General features: G+C 61.8%; 17 protein-coding genes. 10 read left to right on the top strand and 7 right to left on the bottom strand.

From position 1 onward, the window contains the following. The first annotated feature begins 198 nt into the window (after nucleotides 1–198). The 7 genes from lexA (at nucleotide 199) to FGA82_RS30900 (ending at nucleotide 7,929) form a co-directional block, all read left to right on the top strand. A complete protein-coding gene (gene lexA / locus FGA82_RS30935) occupies nucleotides 199–816 on the top strand; it encodes a transcriptional repressor LexA (protein ID WP_038368860.1) in 618 nt (205 codons plus the stop codon). Continuing rightward, entirely contained in the window at nucleotides 816–1,433 is a 618-nt protein-coding gene (imuA, locus tag FGA82_RS30930) for a translesion DNA synthesis-associated protein ImuA (protein ID WP_141130027.1), read from the top strand. The genes lexA and imuA overlap by 1 nt, the downstream gene beginning before the upstream one ends. A 7-nt stretch (nucleotides 1,434–1,440) precedes the next feature. Beyond that, on the top strand, nucleotides 1,441–2,856 hold the full coding sequence (locus FGA82_RS30925) for a Y-family DNA polymerase (RefSeq protein ID WP_141130026.1): 1,416 nt from the start codon (nucleotides 1,441–1,443) through the stop codon (nucleotides 2,854–2,856). Beyond that, complete coding sequence (locus FGA82_RS30920; RefSeq protein ID WP_212760562.1) at nucleotides 2,832–5,921, top strand: error-prone DNA polymerase; 3,090 nt, start codon at nucleotides 2,832–2,834, stop codon at nucleotides 5,919–5,921. Before FGA82_RS30925 ends, FGA82_RS30920 begins: the two co-directional genes overlap by 25 nt. Before the next feature lie 264 nt (nucleotides 5,922–6,185). After that, nucleotides 6,186–6,872, top strand: coding sequence for a CsgG/HfaB family protein (locus FGA82_RS30910; RefSeq protein WP_162483052.1), 687 nt, complete (start codon nucleotides 6,186–6,188; stop codon nucleotides 6,870–6,872). A 29-nt stretch (nucleotides 6,873–6,901) separates the two neighbouring features. Beyond that, nucleotides 6,902–7,273 (top strand): DUF4810 domain-containing protein, encoded by a 372-nt coding sequence (locus FGA82_RS30905; RefSeq protein ID WP_141130023.1) that lies wholly within the window; start codon nucleotides 6,902–6,904, stop codon nucleotides 7,271–7,273. Beyond that, entirely contained in the window at nucleotides 7,270–7,929 is a 660-nt protein-coding gene (locus tag FGA82_RS30900) for a DUF799 domain-containing protein (protein WP_141130022.1), read from the top strand. Before FGA82_RS30905 ends, FGA82_RS30900 begins: the two co-directional genes overlap by 4 nt. Nucleotides 7,930–8,048: 119 nt before the next feature. Here FGA82_RS30900 and FGA82_RS30895 read toward each other — a convergent pair whose 3' ends face one another. The 7 genes from FGA82_RS30895 to FGA82_RS30865 all read right to left on the bottom strand — a co-directional run bounded on the left by FGA82_RS30895 (nucleotide 8,049) and on the right by FGA82_RS30865 (nucleotide 15,548). Further along, complete coding sequence (locus FGA82_RS30895; protein ID WP_038368881.1) at nucleotides 8,049–8,708, bottom strand: flavin reductase family protein; 660 nt, start codon at nucleotides 8,706–8,708, stop codon at nucleotides 8,049–8,051. A gap of 11 nt (nucleotides 8,709–8,719) precedes the next feature. Further along, nucleotides 8,720–10,207 carry an amidohydrolase family protein gene (locus tag FGA82_RS30890; RefSeq protein ID WP_141130021.1) on the bottom strand — a complete coding sequence of 496 codons (1,488 nt, stop codon included), beginning with the start codon at nucleotides 10,205–10,207 and terminating at the stop codon, nucleotides 8,720–8,722. Next, nucleotides 10,204–11,400, bottom strand: a complete 1,197-nt coding sequence (locus FGA82_RS30885) for an amidohydrolase family protein (RefSeq protein WP_141130020.1) — start codon at nucleotides 11,398–11,400, stop codon at nucleotides 10,204–10,206. Before FGA82_RS30885 ends, FGA82_RS30890 begins: the two co-directional genes overlap by 4 nt. Before the next feature lie 287 nt (nucleotides 11,401–11,687). Beyond that, nucleotides 11,688–12,740 (bottom strand): extracellular solute-binding protein, encoded by a 1,053-nt coding sequence (locus tag FGA82_RS30880; protein ID WP_141130019.1) that lies wholly within the window; start codon nucleotides 12,738–12,740, stop codon nucleotides 11,688–11,690. 18 nt (nucleotides 12,741–12,758) lie between these two features. Further along, nucleotides 12,759–13,547: an ABC transporter permease gene (locus tag FGA82_RS30875; RefSeq protein WP_141130018.1), complete on the bottom strand. Its 789-nt coding sequence runs from the start codon at nucleotides 13,545–13,547 to the stop codon at nucleotides 12,759–12,761. After that, nucleotides 13,544–14,461, bottom strand: a complete 918-nt coding sequence (locus FGA82_RS30870; protein WP_141130017.1) for an ABC transporter permease — start codon at nucleotides 14,459–14,461, stop codon at nucleotides 13,544–13,546. Before FGA82_RS30870 ends, FGA82_RS30875 begins: the two co-directional genes overlap by 4 nt. 1 nt (nucleotide 14,462) lies before the next feature. Next, a complete protein-coding gene (locus FGA82_RS30865) occupies nucleotides 14,463–15,548 on the bottom strand; it encodes an ABC transporter ATP-binding protein (RefSeq protein ID WP_141130016.1) in 1,086 nt (361 codons plus the stop codon). Nucleotides 15,549–15,688: 140 nt separating this feature from the next. Between FGA82_RS30865 and FGA82_RS30860 the strand changes: the two genes are divergently transcribed. From FGA82_RS30860 to FGA82_RS30850, 3 genes are all read left to right on the top strand, one after another. Continuing rightward, the gene (locus FGA82_RS30860) at nucleotides 15,689–16,378 is read left to right on the top strand and encodes a GntR family transcriptional regulator (protein WP_141130015.1); all 690 of its coding nucleotides are present in this window, start codon (nucleotides 15,689–15,691) and stop codon (nucleotides 16,376–16,378) included. A gap of 134 nt (nucleotides 16,379–16,512) precedes the next feature. Beyond that, on the top strand, nucleotides 16,513–18,624 hold the full coding sequence (locus FGA82_RS30855; RefSeq protein ID WP_141130014.1) for a PAS domain-containing hybrid sensor histidine kinase/response regulator: 2,112 nt from the start codon (nucleotides 16,513–16,515) through the stop codon (nucleotides 18,622–18,624). 31 nt (nucleotides 18,625–18,655) lie between these two features. Continuing rightward, nucleotides 18,656–21,286 (top strand): excinuclease ABC subunit UvrA, encoded by a 2,631-nt coding sequence (locus tag FGA82_RS30850; protein WP_141130013.1) that lies wholly within the window; start codon nucleotides 18,656–18,658, stop codon nucleotides 21,284–21,286. Nucleotides 21,287–21,394 lie beyond the last annotated feature (108 nt).

Genomic DNA, 21,394 nt, shown 5'->3' with positions numbered 1-21,394 from the left:
ACTCCTCGCCGAACGCGGCCTTGGCTAACACCCCCGCACTGATCGTTCCCACGCTCCGGCGTGGGAATGCAGCCCGTGACGCTCCGCGTCACTGGACGCGGAGCGTCCCTAGAGGCATTCCCACGCAGAGCGTGGGAACGATCAACGAGGGGTGGGCCGACTGGCGGCGCTTGTCAGGAAAATCCTACAGGAGTACAAATGTACTCCATGACGAACCTCACTCCCCGCCGTACCGCCATCCTGACGTTTATCCGCGATCGAATCGCCGAACACGGTCAGCCCCCAAGCCTCGCTGAAATCAGCGAGGCTTTTGGTTTTGCCTCACGCAGCGTGGCGCGCAAGCACGTGCTCGCGCTCACTGAAGCCGGTTTTATCGAGGTCAACCCGCACCAGGCCCGCGGCATTCGCCTGCTCGGGCAAGCGCCGCGTCCGGAGCTGCTCGACATCCCCGTGCTTGGCCGCGTCGCTGCCGGTGCGCCGATTGGCGCCGATGCCGACATCCATAGCCGCTTGCTGCTCGATCCGGCGCTGTTCTCGCGCACACCCGATTACATGCTGCGGGTGCAGGGCGATTCGATGATCGAGGACGGCATTCTCGACGGTGATCTGGTCGGCGTGAAGCGCAATCCCGAAGCACTCAACGGCCAGATCGTCGTGGCGCGGCTCGACGGTGAAGTCACCATCAAACGCTTCGAACGGCTCGGCGATGAAGTGCGGCTGTTGCCACGCAACCCGGCGTACCAGCCGATTGTCGTGCGCGACGATCAGGATCTGGCCATCGAAGGGGTGTTCTGTGGTCTGGTGAGGCAAGGCTGATGGGCGCCGTCGTTGCGTTGGACACGCTGTTCAATGGCGGCCAGGTCTGGAAGGGCCGACCTGCGCCGCCGGCCGCCAGCCCGCAACCGACCGGGCACGCTGCGCTGGACGCCGCATTGCCCAGCGGTGGCTGGCCGGAAGCGGCGCTCAGCGAAATCCTGTTGGCCGGCCCCGGTGTCGGCGAGCTGCAACTGGTCTGGCCGACGCTGGCGCGGTTGTCGGCGGCAGGCGAGCGCATCGTACTGGTGGCGCCGCCATTCGTGCCGTACCCGCAAGCGTGGGCAAACGCCGGGGTCGATCTGCGTCAGTTGTCGGTGATCCAGGCCAGTGAGCGCGATGCCTTGTGGGCGGCGGAACAGTGCCTGCGTTCGGGCAGTTGCGGCGCGGTGCTGTGCTGGCCGCACAAGGCCGATGACCGCGCATTGCGCCGTTTGCAGGTGGCGGCGGAAACCGGCCAGACCCTGGCGTTTGCATGGCGCCCGTTGAGCGAGGCGGTCAACCCGTCACCGGCGGCGTTACGGATTGCCATTGATGCCAAACCCGCGCAGTTGCGCGTCCTCAAGTGCCGTGGCGGACTGGCGCGTGCGGCGCCGATTGCCTTTGCCGTGGGTCATTGAGGTCGTCATGCGCTGGGTGTGTATTCTTTTTCCGCAATTGGCCCTCGACGCCGTGCAGCGTCAGCGCCCCGATCCCGATGAGCCGTTGGTGCTGCTCAACGGCCCGGCCCAGCGCCGGGTGCTGCAAGCGGTCAACCCGGCGGCGCGCAAACTCGGTTTGCGTCCGGGCCAGTCGATGACCGCCGCCCAAGCGATGAGCAAAGGGTTTGCCACTGCCGATTACGAGGTGGCTGAGGTCGAGCACTGGCAGCAATTTCTTGCTGCGTGGGCCTACCGTTTCAGCGCGCAGGTCAGCGTGCATTACCCGCGCACCGTGGTGTTCGAGATCGAATCGAGCCTGGGTCTGTTCGGTTCCTGGGCGCAGTTTGAAGCACGGTTGCGCAAGGAGCTGACCGATCTGGGCTTTCGCCATCGCATCGTTGCCGCACCGAATCCGGTGGCGGCGCGGGTACTGGCCAATGCTTACGACGGGCTGGTGGTGCCGGACGGCGAAGCCTTGCAGCACCATCTCGGCCAGTTGCCTGTCGATCGTGTCGGTCTGGAACCGGCCGTGGCCACGGCGTTGTCGCGCATGGGCCTGCGCAATCTCAGTCAGGTGCAAAGCCTGCCACGTCAGGCGCTGGCCCGGCGCTTTGAAGCGCAGATGCTCAAACACCTCGACACCTTGTTCGGTGCGCGGCCATTGGCGCTTGAGTTTTACTTGCCGCCGGATCGTTTCGATGTGCGCATCGAACTGAATTTCGACGTGCAATCGTATCAGGCCTTGTTGTTCCCGTTACGGCGTTTGACCGGCGATCTGTCGGCATTCCTCTGCGGGCGTGACAGTGGCGTGCAGCGTTTCGACCTGCATCTGGAACACGCCGGGTTGCCGGACAGTGTGATCAAGGTTGGCCTGCTCAGCGCCGAACGTGATCCGGCGATGCTCTTCGAACTGGCGCGCGGGCGGCTGGAGCAAGTGCTGGTCGAGGCGCCCGTGCGCGGCTTTCGTCTGCGCGCCGAGGACCTGCCGAGTTTCGTGCCGCAGTTTCAGGAACTGTTCGATGACCGTCCGCAACAGACCTTGCCGTGGGAGCAATTGCGCGAACGCTTGCGTGCACGCTTGGGCGATGATGCCGTGCAGGGGCTGCGCTTTCAGGCCGATCACCGCCCGGAGTGCGCGTGGCAGCACGGCGTCGACAAACAGCGCTGCGCAGGCTTGCCGAGCGTGCACCGTCCGGGCTGGTTGCTTGGCGAGCCGCAAAGCGTGGCAGAAGGTTCGGCGCGGATTCTCATGGGGCCGGAACGTATCGAGTCCGGCTGGTGGGACGGTGACGATGTGCGCCGCGATTATTACCTGATCCAGAACCGCGCCGGTCAGCAGGGTTGGGCTTATCGCGCGGTGGGTGAGGGTGGTCCGTTGTGGCTGCAGGGCTGGTTTGCATGAGCGACGGTTATGCCGAACTGCACTGCCTGTCGAACTTCAGTTTCCAGCGCGGTGCGTCCAGTGCGCTGGAACTGTTTCAGCGCGCAAAAAAACACGGCTATCAGGCACTGGCGATCACCGATGAATGCACGCTGGCCGGGATCGTCCGCGCATGGCAAGCGGCGAAATCCGTTGAGCTGCCGCTGATAATCGGCAGTGAAATTCGTATCGAAAACGGCCCGAAACTGGTACTGCTGGTGGAGAATCTTGCGGGCTATCAGGCGCTTTGCGGCTTGATCACCCGTGCCCGGCGGCGTACGCAAAAAGGCCAGTATCAGGTGCTGCGCGAGGACTTCGCCGAGCCGTTGCCGGGATTGCTGGTGTTATGGGTGCCAGACTCGCTTGATCAGGTGGACGAGGGCCGTTGGCTGCAGCAGACCTTCGGCGAACGCTTGTGGCTAGCGGTACAGTTGCATCGCGGTCAAGACGATCAGCAACGGCTGGCGAGCTTGTTGAGTCTGGCCGCCGAGTTGCAGATTCCGCCGGTAGCCAGCGGCGATGTGCACATGCACGCCCGTGGCCGCCGCGCCTTGCAGGACACCATGACCGCGATCCGGCATCACGTGCCGGTGGCCGAGGCCGGGCTGCGTTTGCATCCCAATGGCGAGCGACATTTGCGCAGCGTCGAGGTGTTGCGCGAGTTATATCCGCAGGCCTTGCTGGATGAGTCGGTGAGTCTGGCCCGGCGCTGCACCTTTGATCTGGGCGAATTGCGTTATCAATACCCCAAAGAACTGGTGCCCGAGGGGCACAGCGCCAGTTCCTGGCTAAGGCAACTGACCGAAGAGGGTATCGCCTGGCGTTGGCCGCAAGCCAAAGTGCTCAAGCAGATCGACGATGAGCTGAAGCTGATCGCCGAACTCGGTTACGAAAGCTACTTTCTCACCGTGCACGATGTGGTGCGCTTCGCCCGCGAGCAAAACATTCTGTGTCAGGGCCGTGGCTCGGCGGCCAACTCGGCGGTGTGTTTTGCCTTGGGCATCACCGAAATCGACCCGGACCGCACCACACTGCTGTTCGAGCGTTTCATGTCCAAAGAGCGTAACGAGCCGCCGGACATCGACGTCGACTTCGAACACGAACGCCGCGAAGAAGTCCTGCAATACGTATTCCGGCGTTACGGCCGTGGTCGCGCGGCGCTGACCGCGGTGGTCAGCACCTACCACGCCGCCGGGGCAGTGCGCGACGTGGCCAAGGCCTTGGGCCTGCCGCCGGATCAGATCAATGCACTGGCCGATTGCTGCGGCCACTGGAGCGATGAAACCCCGCCGGTCGCGCGTCTGCTGGAAGGTGGTTTCGACCCCGACAGCCCGGTGTTGCGCCGAGTGCTGAGCCTGACCGGGCAGTTGATCGGCTTCCCCCGGCACCTGTCGCAGCATCCCGGCGGCTTCGTGATTTCCGAGCAACCGCTGGACACGCTGGTGCCTGTCGAGAACGCGGCGATGGCCGAGCGCACGATCATCCAGTGGGACAAGGACGACCTCGACGCGGTCGGCCTGCTCAAGGTGGATATCCTTGCCCTCGGCATGCTCAGTGCAATCCGTCGTTGCTTCGACTTGCTGCGTCGTCACCGCAATCTGGATCTGAGCCTGGCGAATATTCCGGCCGAAGACAAACCGACCTACGAGATGATCAGCCGCGCCGACACCATTGGCGTGTTCCAGATCGAGTCCCGCGCACAGATGTCGATGCTGCCGCGCCTGAAACCGGCGAAGTTCTACGACCTGGTGATCGAAGTGGCCATCGTCCGCCCGGGGCCGATTCAGGGCGGGATGGTGCATCCGTACCTGCGCCGTCGGAACAAGGAAGAGGAGGAAACCTACCCGTCGCCAGAACTCAAGGTCGTTCTGGAAAGAACCCTCGGCGTACCGCTGTTTCAGGAACAGGTGATGCAGATCGCCATCGTTGCTGCTGATTACAGCCCCGGCGAGGCTGATCAATTGCGCCGTTCGATGGCGGCGTGGAAGCGCCACGGCGGACTTGAGCCGCATAAGGAGCGCCTCGCCGCCGGCATGAAGAAAAACGGTTACACGCCGGAGTTTGCCGCGCAGATTTTCGAGCAGATCAAAGGCTTCGGCAGCTACGGTTTTCCCGAGTCCCATGCCGCCAGTTTCGCCCTGCTGACTTACGCCAGTTGCTGGCTCAAGTGCCACGAACCGGCGGCGTTCGCCTGCGCGTTGATCAACAGTTGGCCGATGGGCTTCTACAGCCCGGACCAGATTCTCCAGGATGCGCGTCGGCATCAGTTGCAGATCCGCCCGGTCGATGTGCGCGCCAGTGACTGGGATTGCAGCCTGGAAACCACCACGGCAGCGCAACCGGCGATTCGCATGGGCCTGCGCATGATCAAGGGCTTTCGCGAGGACGATGCCCGGCGCATCGAAGCGGCGCGCGCGCGGGGTGCGTTTGCCGATGTTGCCGACCTGGGCGAGCGGGCGGCGCTCGACAGTCGGGCGCAGGCATTACTGGCCGATTCCGGGGCGTTGCGCGGCTTGGCCGGGCATCGGCATCGGGCGCGCTGGGAAGTCGCCGGGGTGCAGAAACAGCTGGGCCTGTTTGCCGGGTTGCCGAGTCAGGAGGAGGCCGAGGTGGTGCTGCCCAAACCCAGTGTTGGCGAAGATCTTCACGCCGATTACAGCACCGTCGGTACCACGTTGGGGCCGCATCCGCTGGCGCTGTTGCGCGGTGAGCTCAAAGCCCGGCGTTGCCGCAGTTCGCAGGAGTTACTCGACGTCGAACACGGTCGGCCGGTGAGCGTCGCCGGGCTGGTGACGGGACGGCAACGACCGGGCACCGCCAGCGGTGTGACGTTTGTGACCCTGGAAGACGAGTTCGGCAACGTCAACGTGGTGGTCTGGCGCGATCTGGCCGAGCGTCAGCGGCAAGTGCTGGTCGGTTCGCAATTGCTCAGGGTCGATGGCCGCTGGGAGCGCGAAGGCGAAGTACGCCACCTGATCGCCGGGCGTTTGAGCGATCTCAGCCCGCTGCTCAATGGCATTCGCGTGCAGAGCCGCGATTTCCATTAGCGCACCGACCCCTTGTCTGATCGTTCCCACGCTCTGCGTGGTAACGCTTCCCGTGACGCTCCGCGTCACAGCGGACGCGGAGCGTCCGTGGCTGCATTCCCACGCAGAGCGTGGGAACGATCAAGTCCGGTACAGCCAATTCACTGGCGTCAAAAAAACCTGTCCTCAATGATGGCACTTTGTCATAATGCCGCCCCTTTTCAGCTCCCGCCGCGCATCGCCGCGCCGGGACATCCCCGTTTTTCAAAGGAATACTCAGTGAGAATGATCTCCCGGATGCTGGTCTCAGGCGTCGCGATTGCTGTGCTTGGCACGATGGCTGGCACACTCTCAGGTTGCGCGACGGAAAGCTCGCGCGCCTTGCCGGTGGCCAAGGTTGAAAGCGCCTCCCAGGTCTGGACCGGCGTTCGCGTGCCAATGGCTGTGGGCAAGTTCGACAACCGCTCCAGCTACATGCGCGGGATCTTCTCCGACGGCGTCGACCGTCTCGGCGGTCAGGCCAAGACCATCCTGATCACCCATTTGCAGCAGACCAACCGTTTCTCTGTGCTGGATCGCGACAACATGGGCGAAATCCAGCAGGAAGCGGCAATCAAGGGCCAGGCCCAACGCTTGAAAGGCGCTGATTACGTGGTCACCGGTGACGTCACCGAATTCGGCCGCAAAGAGACCGGCGATCACCAGTTGTTCGGCATTCTCGGCCGTGGCAAGACCCAGGTCGCCTACGCCAAGGTCAACCTGAACATCGTCAACATCAGCACCTCCGAAGTGGTGTATTCGACTCAGGGCGCCGGCGAATACGCCTTGTCCAACCGCGAAATCATCGGCTTCGGCGGCACCGCTGCCTACGACTCGACCCTCAACGGCAAAGTACTGGATCTGGCCATGCGCGAGGCGATCAATCGTCTGGTTGATGGCATGAACGCCGGTGCCTGGAAACCGGGCAACTGATCGACGCCCATTGCAAGGAGCAACACCCCATGACTCTGACTTTGTCGCGCTCGCTGATGGCGCTGACGCTGGCCGCCAGCGCCTTGTTGGCCGGTTGTGCCCCCGGCCCGCAAACCCTGTACCAGTGGGAAGGCTACGAACCCCAGGTCTACGAATACTTCAAAGGCGAAGAGCCGAAAGAAGCCCAGGCCGAAGCACTGGAACGTGACCTGCAGAAAATCCGCTCCACCGGCAAAGCCGTACCGCCGGGTTACCACGCGCACCTTGGCCTGCTCTATCTGAGCATGGGCAAGGACGATCAGATGGTCCAGCAGTTCAACACCGAGAAAACCCTGTTTCCCGAGTCCGGCACGTACATGGATTTTCTGCTTAAAAACGCCAAGAGCGGAGACGCGAAATGATCGCGCGCACCTTGAAACTGCTGGCCGCCGGTCTGGCCCTGACCGTGCTGGGTGGCTGCGTTGCGCCCAAGACCGTGGATTACTCGGCCTACAAACAGGCGCGGCCGAAAACCATTCTGGTGCTGCCACCGCTGAACACTTCGCCGGATGTGAAGGCGTCGTACAGCCTGTTGTCGCAAGTGACCTTCCCGTTGGCCGAAGCCGGTTACTACGTGCTGCCGATCGCGCTGGTTGACGAGACGTTCCGCCAGAATGGCCTGACCACCCCGGACGATATCCATCAGGCACCGCCGAGCAAACTGAAGGAGATCTTCGGTGCGGACGCGGCGCTGTACATCACCGTGACCGAATACGGCACGCGTTACATGGTGATCAGCAGCGAGACGGCGGTGACCGCGACGGCGAAACTGGTCGACCTGAAAAGCGGCACGACGCTGTGGACCGGTTCGGCGCGGGCGTCGAGCGAGGAGGGCGGCAACAACGGTGGTGGCGGTCTGATCGGCATGCTGATCACGGCGGCGGTGAAGCAGGTCATCAACAGCGCCACCGATGCCGGCTACCCGATTGCTGGTGTGGCGAGCAATCGTCTGCTCTCGGCCGGACACCGGGCAGGCCTGCTGTACGGCCCGCGCTCACCGAAGTACGGCACTGACTGAGTCCGGTAATGATCGTTCCCACGCTCTGCGTGGGAACGCATCCCGTGACGCTCCGCGTCACAGTGGACGCAGAGCATCCATGGCGGCATTCCCACGCAGAGCGTGGGAACGATCAGTCATCAACGCTCTGGCCAAAACCGCTCGCCACCGCCCGGTGCTTCCGTCCACGCTTGCAACGAGCGGGTCGGCAGGTCGAAGTAATCGCGGGTTCGCGCGTAACCATGGCCACCCATGCGCCCGATCGCATCCAGGCCCAATTGATCGATGTACAGCGTCTTTGGATCGATCAACTCATCGCGCACATGCGCCATCAACACCTCGCCAAAAATGATCTCGCGCGACTGACCAATGTTCAGCGCCATCATCCGCCGGCATTCCAGCGCAACGGGCGCTTCACCAATGCGCGGGCATTTCACCGTGGTGCCGGCAATCGCCGTCAGGCCCGCCGCCGTCAATTCATCGAAACCCGGCGCGAACGGCACGGCGCAGACGTTCATCGCCTCCACCAATGCATCACTGACGATGTTCACGGTGAATTCCTGATTCAACTGGATATTGCGTGTGGTGTCTTTCGGACTCTGGTCACCGTAATTCTCCACGCCCAATGCCAGAATCGGCGGATCGGCCGACAGTGCATTGAAAAAGCTGAACGGCGCAGCATTGACGCGGCCTTCGCCATCGATAGTGGTGACCAGTGCGATGGGTCGGGGCACTACGCTGCCGATCAGAATCTTGTATTTTTCCCGTGGGCTGAGCTGGCTGAAATCGAAGCTGTGCATGGCAGAAGTCTCTAAAGAAGTGGATCAATCGCGCTCAATGGCGCGTCGGCGCTGTAGTCATCGGCGAACGGAATGGCCGGCTGGAACAAGGTTTTCCAGTCCGGTCGGGCAAAGGCACGATCGCTGTGGCTGCGCATCAGTTTTTCGTATTGGCGTTGTGCCTGGCGTTGCAGGGTGGGGTAGTCGATGCCGTTGACCTGACCGTCGTGCATCACGCAGCGACCGTCGATGTAACTGGCGATGCAGTCGTCGCCGCGCCCGGCCAGCAGCAGGTTTTTCAATGGATCGAACAGCGGCCCCAGATGCAGACCGCGCAGGTTGAACACGGTAATGTCGGCTTTGGCGCCGGACGCCAGACGGCCGAGATCATCACGGCCCAGCGCCCGCGCACCACCGAGAGTCGCGGCGTTGTACAGGTCGAGGCTGCTGGTCAGCGCCGAGCCGCCCTCCATCAGCCGCGCGATGTTCAAACCGTGGCGCATGTTTTCCAGCAGATCCGCCGGCCAGGTGTCGGTGCCCAGCGCAAAGTTGATGCCCTTGGCGCGGTAGCGACCGAACGAGTTCAGCGCCTCACCGTCACGGGCAAACACCAATGGGCAATGCACCAGACTCGCGCCGCCATCGATCAGTCGTTGCAGGTCGTCATCGCCAGCGCTGTAGATGCCGTGTGGCAGCAGGCTGCGCGGCGTGAGCAGGTCCAGTTGTTGCAACCAGCCTAGCGGCGAAGTCCCGCGCAATTGCTCGACCATCGCCACCTCACTGAGCGCCTGACAGCAGTGCAGACGCATCGGCGCATTCAGTTCGCGGCTCAGCGCCGAGGTGCGTTGCAGCAGCGCCGGGGTGCAGGTCTGAATCCGGTCTGGCAGCAAGGCGCCGCGAATCAAACCGTTGTGCGCGCCGTCGAAGTCTCTGAAGAACCGTTCAGCGGCATCAAGCCCGGTCAACCCGCGATCTTCATCCCAGTGATGAGCGAGGCTGCCGTCAGCCTGCCAGTAACTCATACCGCTCATGTAGCAGGGGCCGAGGTATGTCCTTAAACCGAGTTCGCCGGCTACATCGGCGACGGCGGCAAATTCATCGCAGGTTTCCGCCCACTCGCGGTAGTACATCGAAGTGATCGGCATCGCCGTGGTGATGCCGTTGCGGATCAATTGGGTGAAGGCGTAGCGGTATTTGAAAATCTCCTCTTCTGCGTTGTAAGTCTCACGCGGACCGGCGGCCAGATACTCGGACGACCACATGCGGCCCATGTTGCGTTCGTCACCGTTATCCAGTGTCAGCACCGTGGAATCGAGATCGCCCAGCGCATCCAGATCGATGAAGCCGGGGCCGATCAGCGCATTGCCGTAATCAATCCACTGATCCACCGGCCCCGCGTAACCGCGCCCGACAAATTCAATGCGCGAGCCGGCAAACACCACTTCACCGTCACGCCACAGCACATGCTGCGAGCCGTCGAAACCGACCACGCAACTGGCTTTCAAACCGATGCGTTTCACAGACGGCTGTCCAGCAAACGACCGCCGCTAGCGATCAAGGAGCCCGCGCGATAGACCTGCCGCAATGGCCGCGCAACGACTGCTTCGCCGAGGGTTTCAACCGGCATCAGCAAGAAGTCCGCACGCTGACCCAGCGCGAATCCATAATCCTCGACGCCCAGCGCCCGCGCACCGTTGACCGTGGCCGCATCAAACGCCGCCGCCAGCTCATCGTCCTTGGCCAGATCAAACCGAAACGCCAGCAACATCGACCGTTCGAGCATGTCGCCATTGCCCATCGGCGACCACGCATCACGAATGCCGTCGGAACCCAGGCAGACATTCACACCGGTTTCGCGCAGGGCCATAAACGGTGGAACAGCGGTGTCGGCCGGCGCCGAACTCATCAGCGAAATCCCCAACGCCGCCAGACGCTCAGCGACCGGTTTGACCTGACTCCACGGCAACATGCCCAGGCAGTAAGCGTGGCTGATCATCACCCGGTTTTGCAGGCAGAAACGCTCGGTGTAATCGGCGATCAGCGCGATCTGCCACAGTCCCAGCTCACCTTTATCATGCAGGTGAATGTCCACGCCTCGGCCAAAATCCGCAGCCAGTTTGAAGACGAAATCCAGCTGCGCAATCGGATCGTTGTCGATGCCGCACGGGTCGAGGCCACCGACGTTCTCCACGCCCAGTGCGATGGCTTCACGCATCAATTCGGCGGTGCCGGGGCGGCTGATCAGCCCGGTTTGCGGGAACACCACCAGTTGCAGGTCGATCAGGTCTTTATAGCGTTCACGCAATTGCTGCATGGCTTCGACATGGCGCAGGCCGAATTCCGGGTCGATGTCGACGTGGCAGCGCATCGTCAGCGAGCCACGGGCGATGCAGTTTTCCAGCAGGGCACCGGCGCGTTCGGCGATCGGCGCGGTGACTTCACGGAGGATACGGCGCTCGTTGCTGATGTAGTCCTTGAGCGTCGGCCCGGCGCTGTTTGGGCGCCAGGGTTGGCCGTAGAGGGTTTTGTCGAGGTGGACGTGGCTTTCGACCAAGGCCGCGGTGAGCAGCTGGTTTTGGCCGTCGATCTCGCTGGCGGCCAGCGGCGCATTGCTGGCCGGGCGGCGTTGGGCGAACCGGCCGTTTTCGATCAGCAGGTCTTCGGCGGGTGCGCCGTAGGGGCGTACGTTGCGGAGCCAGTGTGGTTGGGTCATACAAACCTCGTAGGTCTTTGAATTTTTTCCCTCACCCTAGCCCTCTCCCGGAGGGAGAGGGGACCGAATGGGGGATATTGAAGAAGTACACCGACCTGAAAGTCCGGCTGTGAATCCAAAGTTCACCGGTTTGAAAGCTCAGCTGTGAATCCAAAACTGACCGGTTTGCAAGCTCAGCTGTAAATCCATAATCGACTCGGTTCATCAGGTCGGCGTAGATCGCAAGACACCTCGGTCAGTCCCCTCTACCCCTGGGAGAGGGCTAGGGTGAGGGCAGCGGTTCCGGATCAACCCTTGAGCTTCGACCAAATGCGATCCTGCAGCTCCCGCGCCTTGTTGCTGCATTCCTTCTCCGGCCGCAGACGCGAGGCGTACTCGTCGGGCATGTTGATCGCGTCCATCACCTTCCATTTCGGATCGAGCAATTGATCACTCTGAATGCCGTTGGCATACGCAATCGCGTTAGACACCGCCGCGGCGTTCTCCGGCTTCATCATCCAGTCGATAAAAATCTTCGCGTTGCCCGGATGCGGCGCACTTTTCGGCACGGCGAAGTTATCCTGAAACATCGCCACGCCTTCACGCGGATAGACGTACTTGATCGTGCTCTTCTGCAACGTCGCCCGCGCTGTCGAGCCGTTCCAGTTCTGCATCATGATCACTTCGCCCGAGGCCATGCGGTCGACGGTGTTATCCGAGCTGTACATCTTCAAAAACGGCTTCTGCTTTTGCAGCAATTCCAGAATGCGCTTGGCGTCCTGCGGGTTTTCGCTGCATTCATCAACGTTCAGGTAATGGCTGGCGGCGTTGATCACGCTGCTTGAGGTATCGAGTGCGGCAAGCTGGCCTTGCAGCTCTTTGCGCGGTTCGAAAAACTCTTTCCACGAGTCATCCAGTTTGCCGCCAGGCACCCGCGCGCTGTCATAGGAGAAGCCGGTGGTGCCCCAAAGATACGGCGCCGAGAACTTGCGCCCCGGGTCGAAGCCTGGATCGCGGAACGGCCCTTTGACGTATTGAAAGTTGCTCAGGCTCGGCGCGTCGATTTCCATCAGCAGGTCCTGCTTGATCAGCGTCTGCATGATCGACTGCGACGGCACGATCACGTCATACGCGGCGCCACCAGCCTGCAATTTGGCGAGCAGGGTTTCGTTGCTGTCGTAACCGTCCATGGTCACCTTGATGCCGGTTTCCTTTTCAAACCTGGCCAGCAGATCGACCGGGTAGTAATCGGTCCAGTTGTAGAAAAACAGCTCTTTCGGCTCGGCGGCGTGAGCGCCGAACGCGGCGAAACAACTCAGGGCCAGACCGGATACTGCCAAACGCATGCTTTTGCTTTTCATAAACGGAGCGCTCCAGATTTATTGTTTTTTACCGCGTTGGCCCAGCCAGAAGGCGAGCACCACCAGGACAATCGAGATCACCAGCATCAGCGTCGAGATCGCATTGATTTCCGGGGTCACGCCAGCCTTGATCGCCGAGAAGATGTACACCGGCAAGGTCGTCGAACCGGGCCCGGCGACGAAGAAGGTCATGATGAAGTCGTCAAGGCTGACCACGAACGCCAGCACCGCACCGGACAGCACTGCCGGCCACAGCAATGGCAAGGTCACTCGGCGGAACACCTGCCACGGATTGGCGTAAAGATCGTTCGCCGCTTCCAGCAAACTCTTGTCCAGATCGTTGAGCCGCGCACGAATCGGCAGGTAAGCGAAAGGAATGCAAAAGCCGATGTGCGCGACGATCACCGTCAGCAACCCAAGCTTGATGCCTAGCGCCATGAACAGCAGCAAGGTCGCCACAGCCGTGACAATCTCCGGCAGGATCAGCGGCAGGTTTATCCCGCCCTCGACCATTTTCTGCCCGTAGAACGGCCGGTACGTGGCCAGCGCCGCAAGCAGTGCAATCGCCGTGGCGCAGACCGTGGCGATGGTCGCGACGATGATCGAGTTCAGCGCCGCCGTCTGGATCGACGGGTTGGCCAGAATCCGCCCGTACCAGGCAAACGAAAACTCGGTCCACACCGTCGCCGAGCGGTTGGCGTTGAAGCTGTAGGCGATCAACACGAAGATCGGCAGGTACAGATAGGCGAGGATCAGCAGGCTGATTTCGCGGGTCGCCGGGAGTTTTTTCAGGTGCAGGGAAATCATGCTTTCGCCCCCCGATTGATGGTCTTCGCCGCACGGCGGCTGTACAGCGCATAGAGCACCAGCGACACCAGCAGAATCGCCAGCAACAGGAACGACAGCGAACTGCCCAGCGGCCAGTTGCGCGCGGTGCCGAACTGTTGCTGGATCAGGTTGCCGATCATCAAGGTCTTGCCGCCGCCAAGGATTGCCGGGGTGATGAAGGCGCCGAGACTTGGCACAAACACCAGCAGTGCACCGGCAATCACCCCGGGCATCGACAGCGGCAGGATGATCCGGCGCAACGCGTGCCAGCGATTGGCGCCAAGGTCGTAAGCGGCTTCCACCAGACGCCAGTCGAGTTTTTCCAGCGTCGAGTAGATCGGCAGAATCATGAACGGCAGGAAGCTGTAGACCAGACCGACACTTACCGCGAAGTCGTTGTAGAGCAGGGTGATGCCGCCGGCACTGGGGAACAGCGCGTTGAGACTTTGCGCGACCCAGCCCTGTTCGCGGAGGATGATCAACCACGCGTAGTTGCGGATCAGCAGGTTGGTCCAGAACGGAATGGTGATGAGCAGCACCATCAGATTGCGTCGGCGTGGGGTCAGGCTCGACATCCACAACGCCACCGGAAATCCGAACAGAAAGCACAACACGGTGGTGCCGCCGGCCTGCAACACCGAGCGCAACAGCGCCTGGGCGTAGACCCAGTTCAGTTCCAGTTCGCCGTCGAATCCTTCCTGGAAAAACAGCTGCACGTAGCTTTGCAGTTGCCATTGCGCTTGCCAGTCGACCCCGCCATAAGTGTTGCGCGGCAACAGGCTGATGTAGCCCATGATTCCCAGTGGAATGGCGATCAGGGCGAGCAGGGTCAACACCACCGGGCTGAGCAACAGCGCGCGGTTGAGAGCGGGGGAAGTGCTGCTGACACTCATCTCAGGCCTCCATCAACAGGCAGGCGTGCGGGGGCAGGTGCACGGCAACGCGTTCACCGACCGCACGGCTTTGGTTCAGGCCTTCGTTGTTTTCGCGCAGCATGACTTTGATGTCGTTGTTCAAACGGCACTGATAGAGCGTGGCGGTGCCGACGTAGAGCACCGCTTCGATGACGCCACGCAAGTGATGCGGCTGGCTGGCGTCAACCAGTTGCGAGCGTTCCGGACGAAACGCCAGTTGCACGCTGCTGCCATTGAAAGCCTGCGGCTGGCACGCAATCTCGACCGGCATGCCATTGGGCACGAAGAGTTTTTCGTTGTGCTCGCCGTGCTTGAGCTGGCCGGGGAGGAAGTTGATATCGCCGATAAACTGCGCGACAAAGCGATGTTGCGGGTGCTCATAGATATCGGTCGGCGTGCCGATCTGCAGGATCTTGCCGGCGGACATCACGGCAATGCGGTCGGACAGGGTCAGCGCTTCTTCCTGATCGTGGGTGACGAAGATGAAGGTAATCCCGGCTTCTTTCTGCACGCGCTTGAGTTCGACCTGCATTTCCTTGCGCAGCTTGAGATCGAGCGCCGACAGCGGTTCGTCGAGCAACAGCACTTTCGGTTTCGGCGCCAAGGCCCGGGCCAGAGCCACGCGCTGTTGTTGACCACCGGACAATTCAGCGGGTTTGCGTCCGGCCAGATGCTCCATTTGCACCAGCGCGAGCATTTCGTTGACCCGCTCTGGGATCAACTTGCGCTCAAGACCCTGCATCTCGAGCCCGAAGGCGATATTCTGCGCGACACTCATGTGCGGAAACAGCGCGTAACTCTGGAACACCGTGTTGACCCGACGCTTGAACGGCGGCAGATCGTTGACCGGTTCGCCGGCCAGACGAATCTCGCCTTCACTGACGTGTTCGAAACCGGCGATGGTCCGCAGCAGGGTAGTTTTGCCACAGCCAGAGGGGCCGAGCAGGGTAAAGAATTCGTTATCGGCGATGTTCACCGAAACATTGTCGAGGGCCGGCGCGAGGCCAGGATCATCGGAGTACCGTTTAGAGACGTTGCGCACTTCAATTGCTATTGGTTGACCCATAATGGTGCAATCCTCTATTTATTGTATGCAATATCTGAATGCAATTTAGAAATACCCGGATTAATCTGCGTGTGCAACCCCCTTTTTCCATGGCCGTGCATCGCCAGGGGCAGGTTGCCCGACGCCAAAGGAGTGTTCGAATGACCGAGAAGAAACTGGAAACCACGGTCGACCGCGTCTACCAAGGGGTTTACGAGGCGATCAGCAAGCGTTCGTTGCGTCCGGGGATGAAGCTGGGCGAGGCCTCGTTGGCCGAGTTATTCAATGTCAGCCGCACGTCGGTGCGCGCCGCATTGAAGCAATTGGAGGCCGACGGACTGGTCACCACCGAGCCCAATAAAGGTGCATCGGTGTCGCTGCCGAGCAACGAAGAGATCCGTTCGCTGTTCGAAACCCGCCGGCTGATCGAGATCGGCATCGTCACCGAACTGTGCCGGCGCAAGGACAGCGCAGCCATGCAGGATTTGCGCGAACACCTGCTGCTGGAAGATGAAGCCCATGCGGCGGGCGATCATGAACGCCTGATTCACCTGCTCGGCGAGTTCCACATCAAACTGGCGCGCAGCCTGAACAATCCGGTGTTGCTCGACTGGTTCCAGAAGCTGATCTCCCGCGCCTCGCTCTACGCTGCCGCGCTGGACGACGACAGCCACGAAGCCTGTCGCGATGACGAACACCTGCGTTTGCTCGAGTACATCGAGGCTGGCAATCAGAGCGCCGCCATCGAGCTGACCTGCATGCATTTGAACGGTATCGAGAAGGCCATTCTCGACGTCGCCGCGAAGATGAAAACTGGCTACCATCCGCTCAAGCACCTGATCGGGGTCTAGGCGCCGAGCGGGAATGAAATCGGCTATACCTCTTATGAAACCAATACGACGCAAGACGCTCGAAACAGACGGGCGTCGCGTCGTTATGGCGTCGCGATTTATCGGGCAACCACCTAAGGACACTGAGTCAGTCGATGCAGTTTTTATCCGATAGCCATGGTTGTGACGGCTGGAAAGGCGAAATGGCCGGGCGCATCAGTGCGTTCGACTGGGGCCACACCGAACTTGGCCCGCTGAACGGCTGGCCAGCCAGCCTGTGCAGCGCGGTGCAATTGATGCTGGCCTCGCCACTGCCGATGGTCATGCTCTGGGGCCGTGCCGGCTACATGATCTACAACGATGCCTATTCGATATTTGCCGGTGGTCGCCATCCGTATCTGCTCGGTTCACCAGTGGAACTGGGCTGGCCGGAAGTCGCTGAATTCAATCGACACGTGGTCGACACCTGCCTGGCGGGCGGCACCTTGTCCTTTCGCAATAAAGAACTGGTGCTGTTGCGCGATGGCGTCCCCGAAGACGTCTGGATGGACCTGTATTACAGCCCGGTCGCCAATGATGACGGAGCGCCTGCCGGGGTGATGGCGATGGTGGTGGAAACCACCGAATTCATGCACTCCGAACGCCGCCGTCAGGCCGCCGAAAAGGCTTACCGCGCCGATAACGAGCGGGTACGTCTGGCGCTGAATGCGGGGGCCTTGCTCGGCTCGTTTGTCTGGGACGTAAAAAACAACACGCTATCGGCAGACGAGCGTTTCGCCCGCACGTTCTCGTATCCGCCGGATCATGACCTGAGCAATCTGGCCCAGGACATTGCCGAGTCGCGTATCCACCCCGATGACCACGCCTGGGTGCAAGAGCGCGTCGCCCATTCCGTGCAGACCGGTGAGCCGTATAACGCCGAATACCGCGTCCAGCGCAGCGACGGTCATTATCTGTGGGTGCTGGCCAGCGGCGGTTGCGAGTTTGACGAACACGGCAAACCGCTGCGCTTTCCCGGTGTGCTGATTGACATTCATGAACGCAAAATTGCTGAAGAATCCCTGCTCAAATTTACCCGCAACCTCGAACAGCGCGTCGGCGAGGAAGTCGAGGCGCGGCTGGCGGCTGAAGAACAGTTGCGCCAGTCGCAAAAACTCGAAGCCATTGGCGGGCTGACCGGCGGCGTGGCTCACGACTTCAATAATCTGCTGCAAGTGATCGCCGGCAATCTGCATTTGCTTGCACGTCACGAGCCGAACAACGCCAATGTGCAGCGCCGGGTCAGCGCCTCGCTGGCAGCGGTCGAGCGCGGCGCCAAGCTGTCTTCGCAATTGCTCGCGTTTGCCCGGCGCCAGCCGTTGTCGCCGGCGGTGTGCAACCCGCAGCAGATTTTCGAAGGCGTAGGCGAATTACTGCAGCGCGCGCTGGGCGAAACCATTCAGATCGACGTGCAGTTGCCGCAGCAACCGTGGCATATCAACGTCGATCGCAACCAGTTGGAAAACGCCATTCTCAATCTGGCGATCAACGCCCGTGACGCGATGAAGGGCGAGGGCACCATCGGGCTCAGCGCTGCCAACGTGCGGCTTGATCGCGAGTTCTGTGCCGGTAAAGGCATCGTTCCCGGCGAGTTTGTCCGCGTTGCCGTCAGTGACACCGGCGCCGGCATCGCGCCAGGCATTCTGGAGCAGGTGTTCGAGCCGTTTTTCACCACCAAGGCCGATGGCCAAGGCACCGGTCTGGGCCTGAGCATGGTGTTCGGCTTCGTCAAGCAGAGCGGCGGGCATGTCGAGATCTTCAGCGCTTTGGGCGAGGGCACGCGGGTGCAGTTGTATTTCCCGCGCAGCCTGCGGCCGATCCTGGATGAATCGCCCAATCTGCAAAGGCAGCAGAGCGGTGGCCACGAGACGATTCTGGTGGTCGAGGACAACGACGCGGTGCGCGCCTCGGCGGTCGAGCTGTTGCGTGAGGAGGGCTATCGCGTGTTGACCGCCGGGCACGGCGATGCGGCCATGCAAATGCTCCTCGACGGTGTCGAGGTCGACCTGATCTTCACTGACGTGGTCATGCCGGGGCTGATCAAAAGCTCCGACCTGTTCGCCTGGGCCAAGGTGCAAACGCCGCCGGTGGCGGTGCTGTTCACCTCCGGGCACACCCGCGACATCATTTCGCGCAATCACCAGTTGAGCCCCGACACCCATTTGCTGAGCAAACCGTATAGCCCGGAAGCCATGTTGCAGATGATTCGTGTGGTGCTCGGTAGCTGAGCGCTGAACATTCCTTCACCAAGGCAGGTCGATGACTTCCAAACGCACCTCCAAAGCACCCACCGGCATGGTCCGGGTGCGCGGCGCCCGTGAACACAACCTGAAAAACGTCGATGTCGACATCCCCCGCGATGCACTGGTGGTGTTCACCGGCGTGTCCGGTTCGGGCAAGTCTTCATTGGCGTTCTCGACCTTGTATGCCGAAGCCCAGCGCCGCTACTTCGAATCGGTGGCGCCGTATGCCCGACGGCTGATCGATCAGGTTGGCGTGCCGGATGTCGATTCCATCGAAGGCCTGCCGCCGGCCGTGGCCCTGCAACAGCAACGCGGTACGCCGAGCACGCGTTCGTCGGTGGGCAGCGTGACCACGTTGTCGAGCCTGATCCGCATGCTCTATTCGCGCGCCGGCAGTTATCCGCCGGGGCAGCCGATGTTGTATGCCGAGGACTTTTCGCCGAACACGCCGCAGGGTGCGTGCTCCGAATGCCATGGCCTCGGCCGGGTGTACGAGGTCACCGAAGCGCTGATGGTGCCCGATCCCAACCTGACCATCCGCCAGCGTGCGGTGGCGTCCTGGCCGTTGGCGTGGCAGGGCCAGAACCTGCGCGACATCCTTGTGACCATGGGCATCGATGTCGATATTGCATGGAAGAAGCTGCCGAAAAAACAGCGCGAGTGGATTCTCTTCACCGAAGAAACCCCGACCGTGCCGGTGTACGCCGGGCTGACCCCGGAAGAAACCCGCGTCGCCCTCAAACGCAAAATGGAACCGAGTTATCAGGGCACCTTCACCGGTGCGCGGCGCTACATTCTGCATACCTTTACTCACTCGCAAAGTGCGCTGATGAAGAAGCGTGTGTCGCAATTCATGCTCGGCAACCCTTGCCCGTTGTGTGACGGCAAGCGTCTGAAGCGTGAGGCGTTGTCGGTGACGTTTGCCGGGTATGACATCGGTGAGCTGTCGCAGATGCCATTGCTGCAAGTGGCCGAAGTATTGCGGCCGGTGGCGGCGGCCAGTTATCTGCAACATGCCGAAGAAAACGGCGAGACCTTGAGTCATGCACAGACCCGCGAAGCCCGCCAGCAGCGCGTGGCCCATGGCGCCAGCGGCCACGGCTCCGCGCCGGATGTGCGCCACACGCCAAATCTGTCGCTGGAAAAACGTCTGGCGGCGCAGCGCATTGCCGAGGACCTGCTGGAGCGGGTCAGTACGCTGACCGATCTGGGCCTCGGCTATCTGGCGCTGGAGCGCAGTACGCCGACGCTGTCGTCCGGCGAGTTGCAGCGTTTGCGCTTGGCGACGCAACTGGGTTCGCAATTGTTCGGGGTGATCTACGTGCTCGACGAGCCCTCTGCCGGTTTGCATCCGGCCGATGGCGAGGCGTTGTTCGAGGCGTTGCAGCGCTTGAAGGCCGATGGCAACACGCTGTTTGTGGTCGAGCATGACCTGGAAACCATGCGCCGCGCCGATTGGCTGATCGACGTGGGTCCGGCGGCGGGCGAGCAGGGTGGTCAGGTGCTGTACAGCGGCCCGCCGGCAGGTCTGGCCGAGATCGAAGCGTCGCAGACGCGGGCCTATCTGTTTGCCGAATCGCTGCGCCAGACACGCGTTGCGCGCAAGCCGACGGCGTGGCTGAAACTCGACGGGATCACCCGCAATAACCTGAATGATCTCAGTGCCGAGTTTCCGCTGGGCTGCTTTACCTCGGTGACCGGCGTGTCCGGCTCCGGCAAGTCGAGTCTGGTCAGTCAGGCGTTGCTGGAACTGGTCGGCGCGCAGTTGGGCCGTCCCACGCTGGAAAGCGAACCGGAAGAACTCAGCCTCGAAGACGACGCGCCGCAGGTCAGCAGCGGTCAGGTTACGTCCGGGCTGGAGTCGATCAAGCGACTGGTGCAGGTTGACCAGAAACCGATCGGCCGCACGCCACGCTCCAATCTGGCGACCTACACCGGATTGTTCGATAACGTGCGCAAGCTGTACGCCGCGACCGACGCTGCACGGGCTGCGGGTTATGACGCCGGGCAGTTCTCCTTCAACGTCGCCAAGGGTCGCTGCGCCACCTGCGAGGGCGAAGGCTTTGTCAGTGTCGAGTTGTTGTTCATGCCGAGTGTCTATGCGCCGTGCCCGACCTGCCATGGCGCACGCTACAACCCGCAGACGCTGGCGATTCTCTGGGAGGGTTTGAGCATCGCCCAAGTGCTGCAACTGACCGTTGATGAAGCGGTGACGGTGTTTGCCGGGCAACCGGGGATTCGCCGGTCACTGGAAGTGCTGCGAGACATCGGCCTGGGTTATCTGCGCCTGGGTCAGCCGGCCACGGAACTGTCCGGTGGCGAAGCGCAGCGGATCAAACTGGCCACCGAGTTGCAACGCAGTCAGCGCGGCGCGACCTTGTACGTGCTGGACGAACCGACCACCGGGCTGCATCCGCGGGATGTCGATCGGCTGCTGGAGCAACTGGATACGCTGGTCACGGCGGGGCACACGGTGATCGTGGTCGAACACGAAATGCGCGTGGTAGCGCAGAGCGACTGGGTGATCGACATCGGGCCGGGGGCGGGGGATCAGGGCGGCAGGATTGTCGCTGCCGGCACGCCGCAGAAGGTTGCGGCGAGCAAGAAGAGCAGGACGGCGCCGTTTTTGGCTCGGGCCCTGAATTAATAGATGCGGTGCTGCCACTGGCCTCATCGCTGGCAAGCCAGCTCCCACAGTTTTTTGCGGTGAATTCGAAGTATGGGTCCACCACAAGACCCCTGTAGGAGTGAGCCT

Origin of the sequence: Pseudomonas fluorescens, assembly GCF_005938625.1 — a bacterium.
GTDB classification, from domain to species: Bacteria; Pseudomonadota; Gammaproteobacteria; order Pseudomonadales; family Pseudomonadaceae; genus Aquipseudomonas; species Aquipseudomonas fluorescens_BD.
The sequence above is the reverse complement of the archived record's forward strand: the minus strand, read 5'-3'. Positions and strand labels throughout refer to the sequence as shown.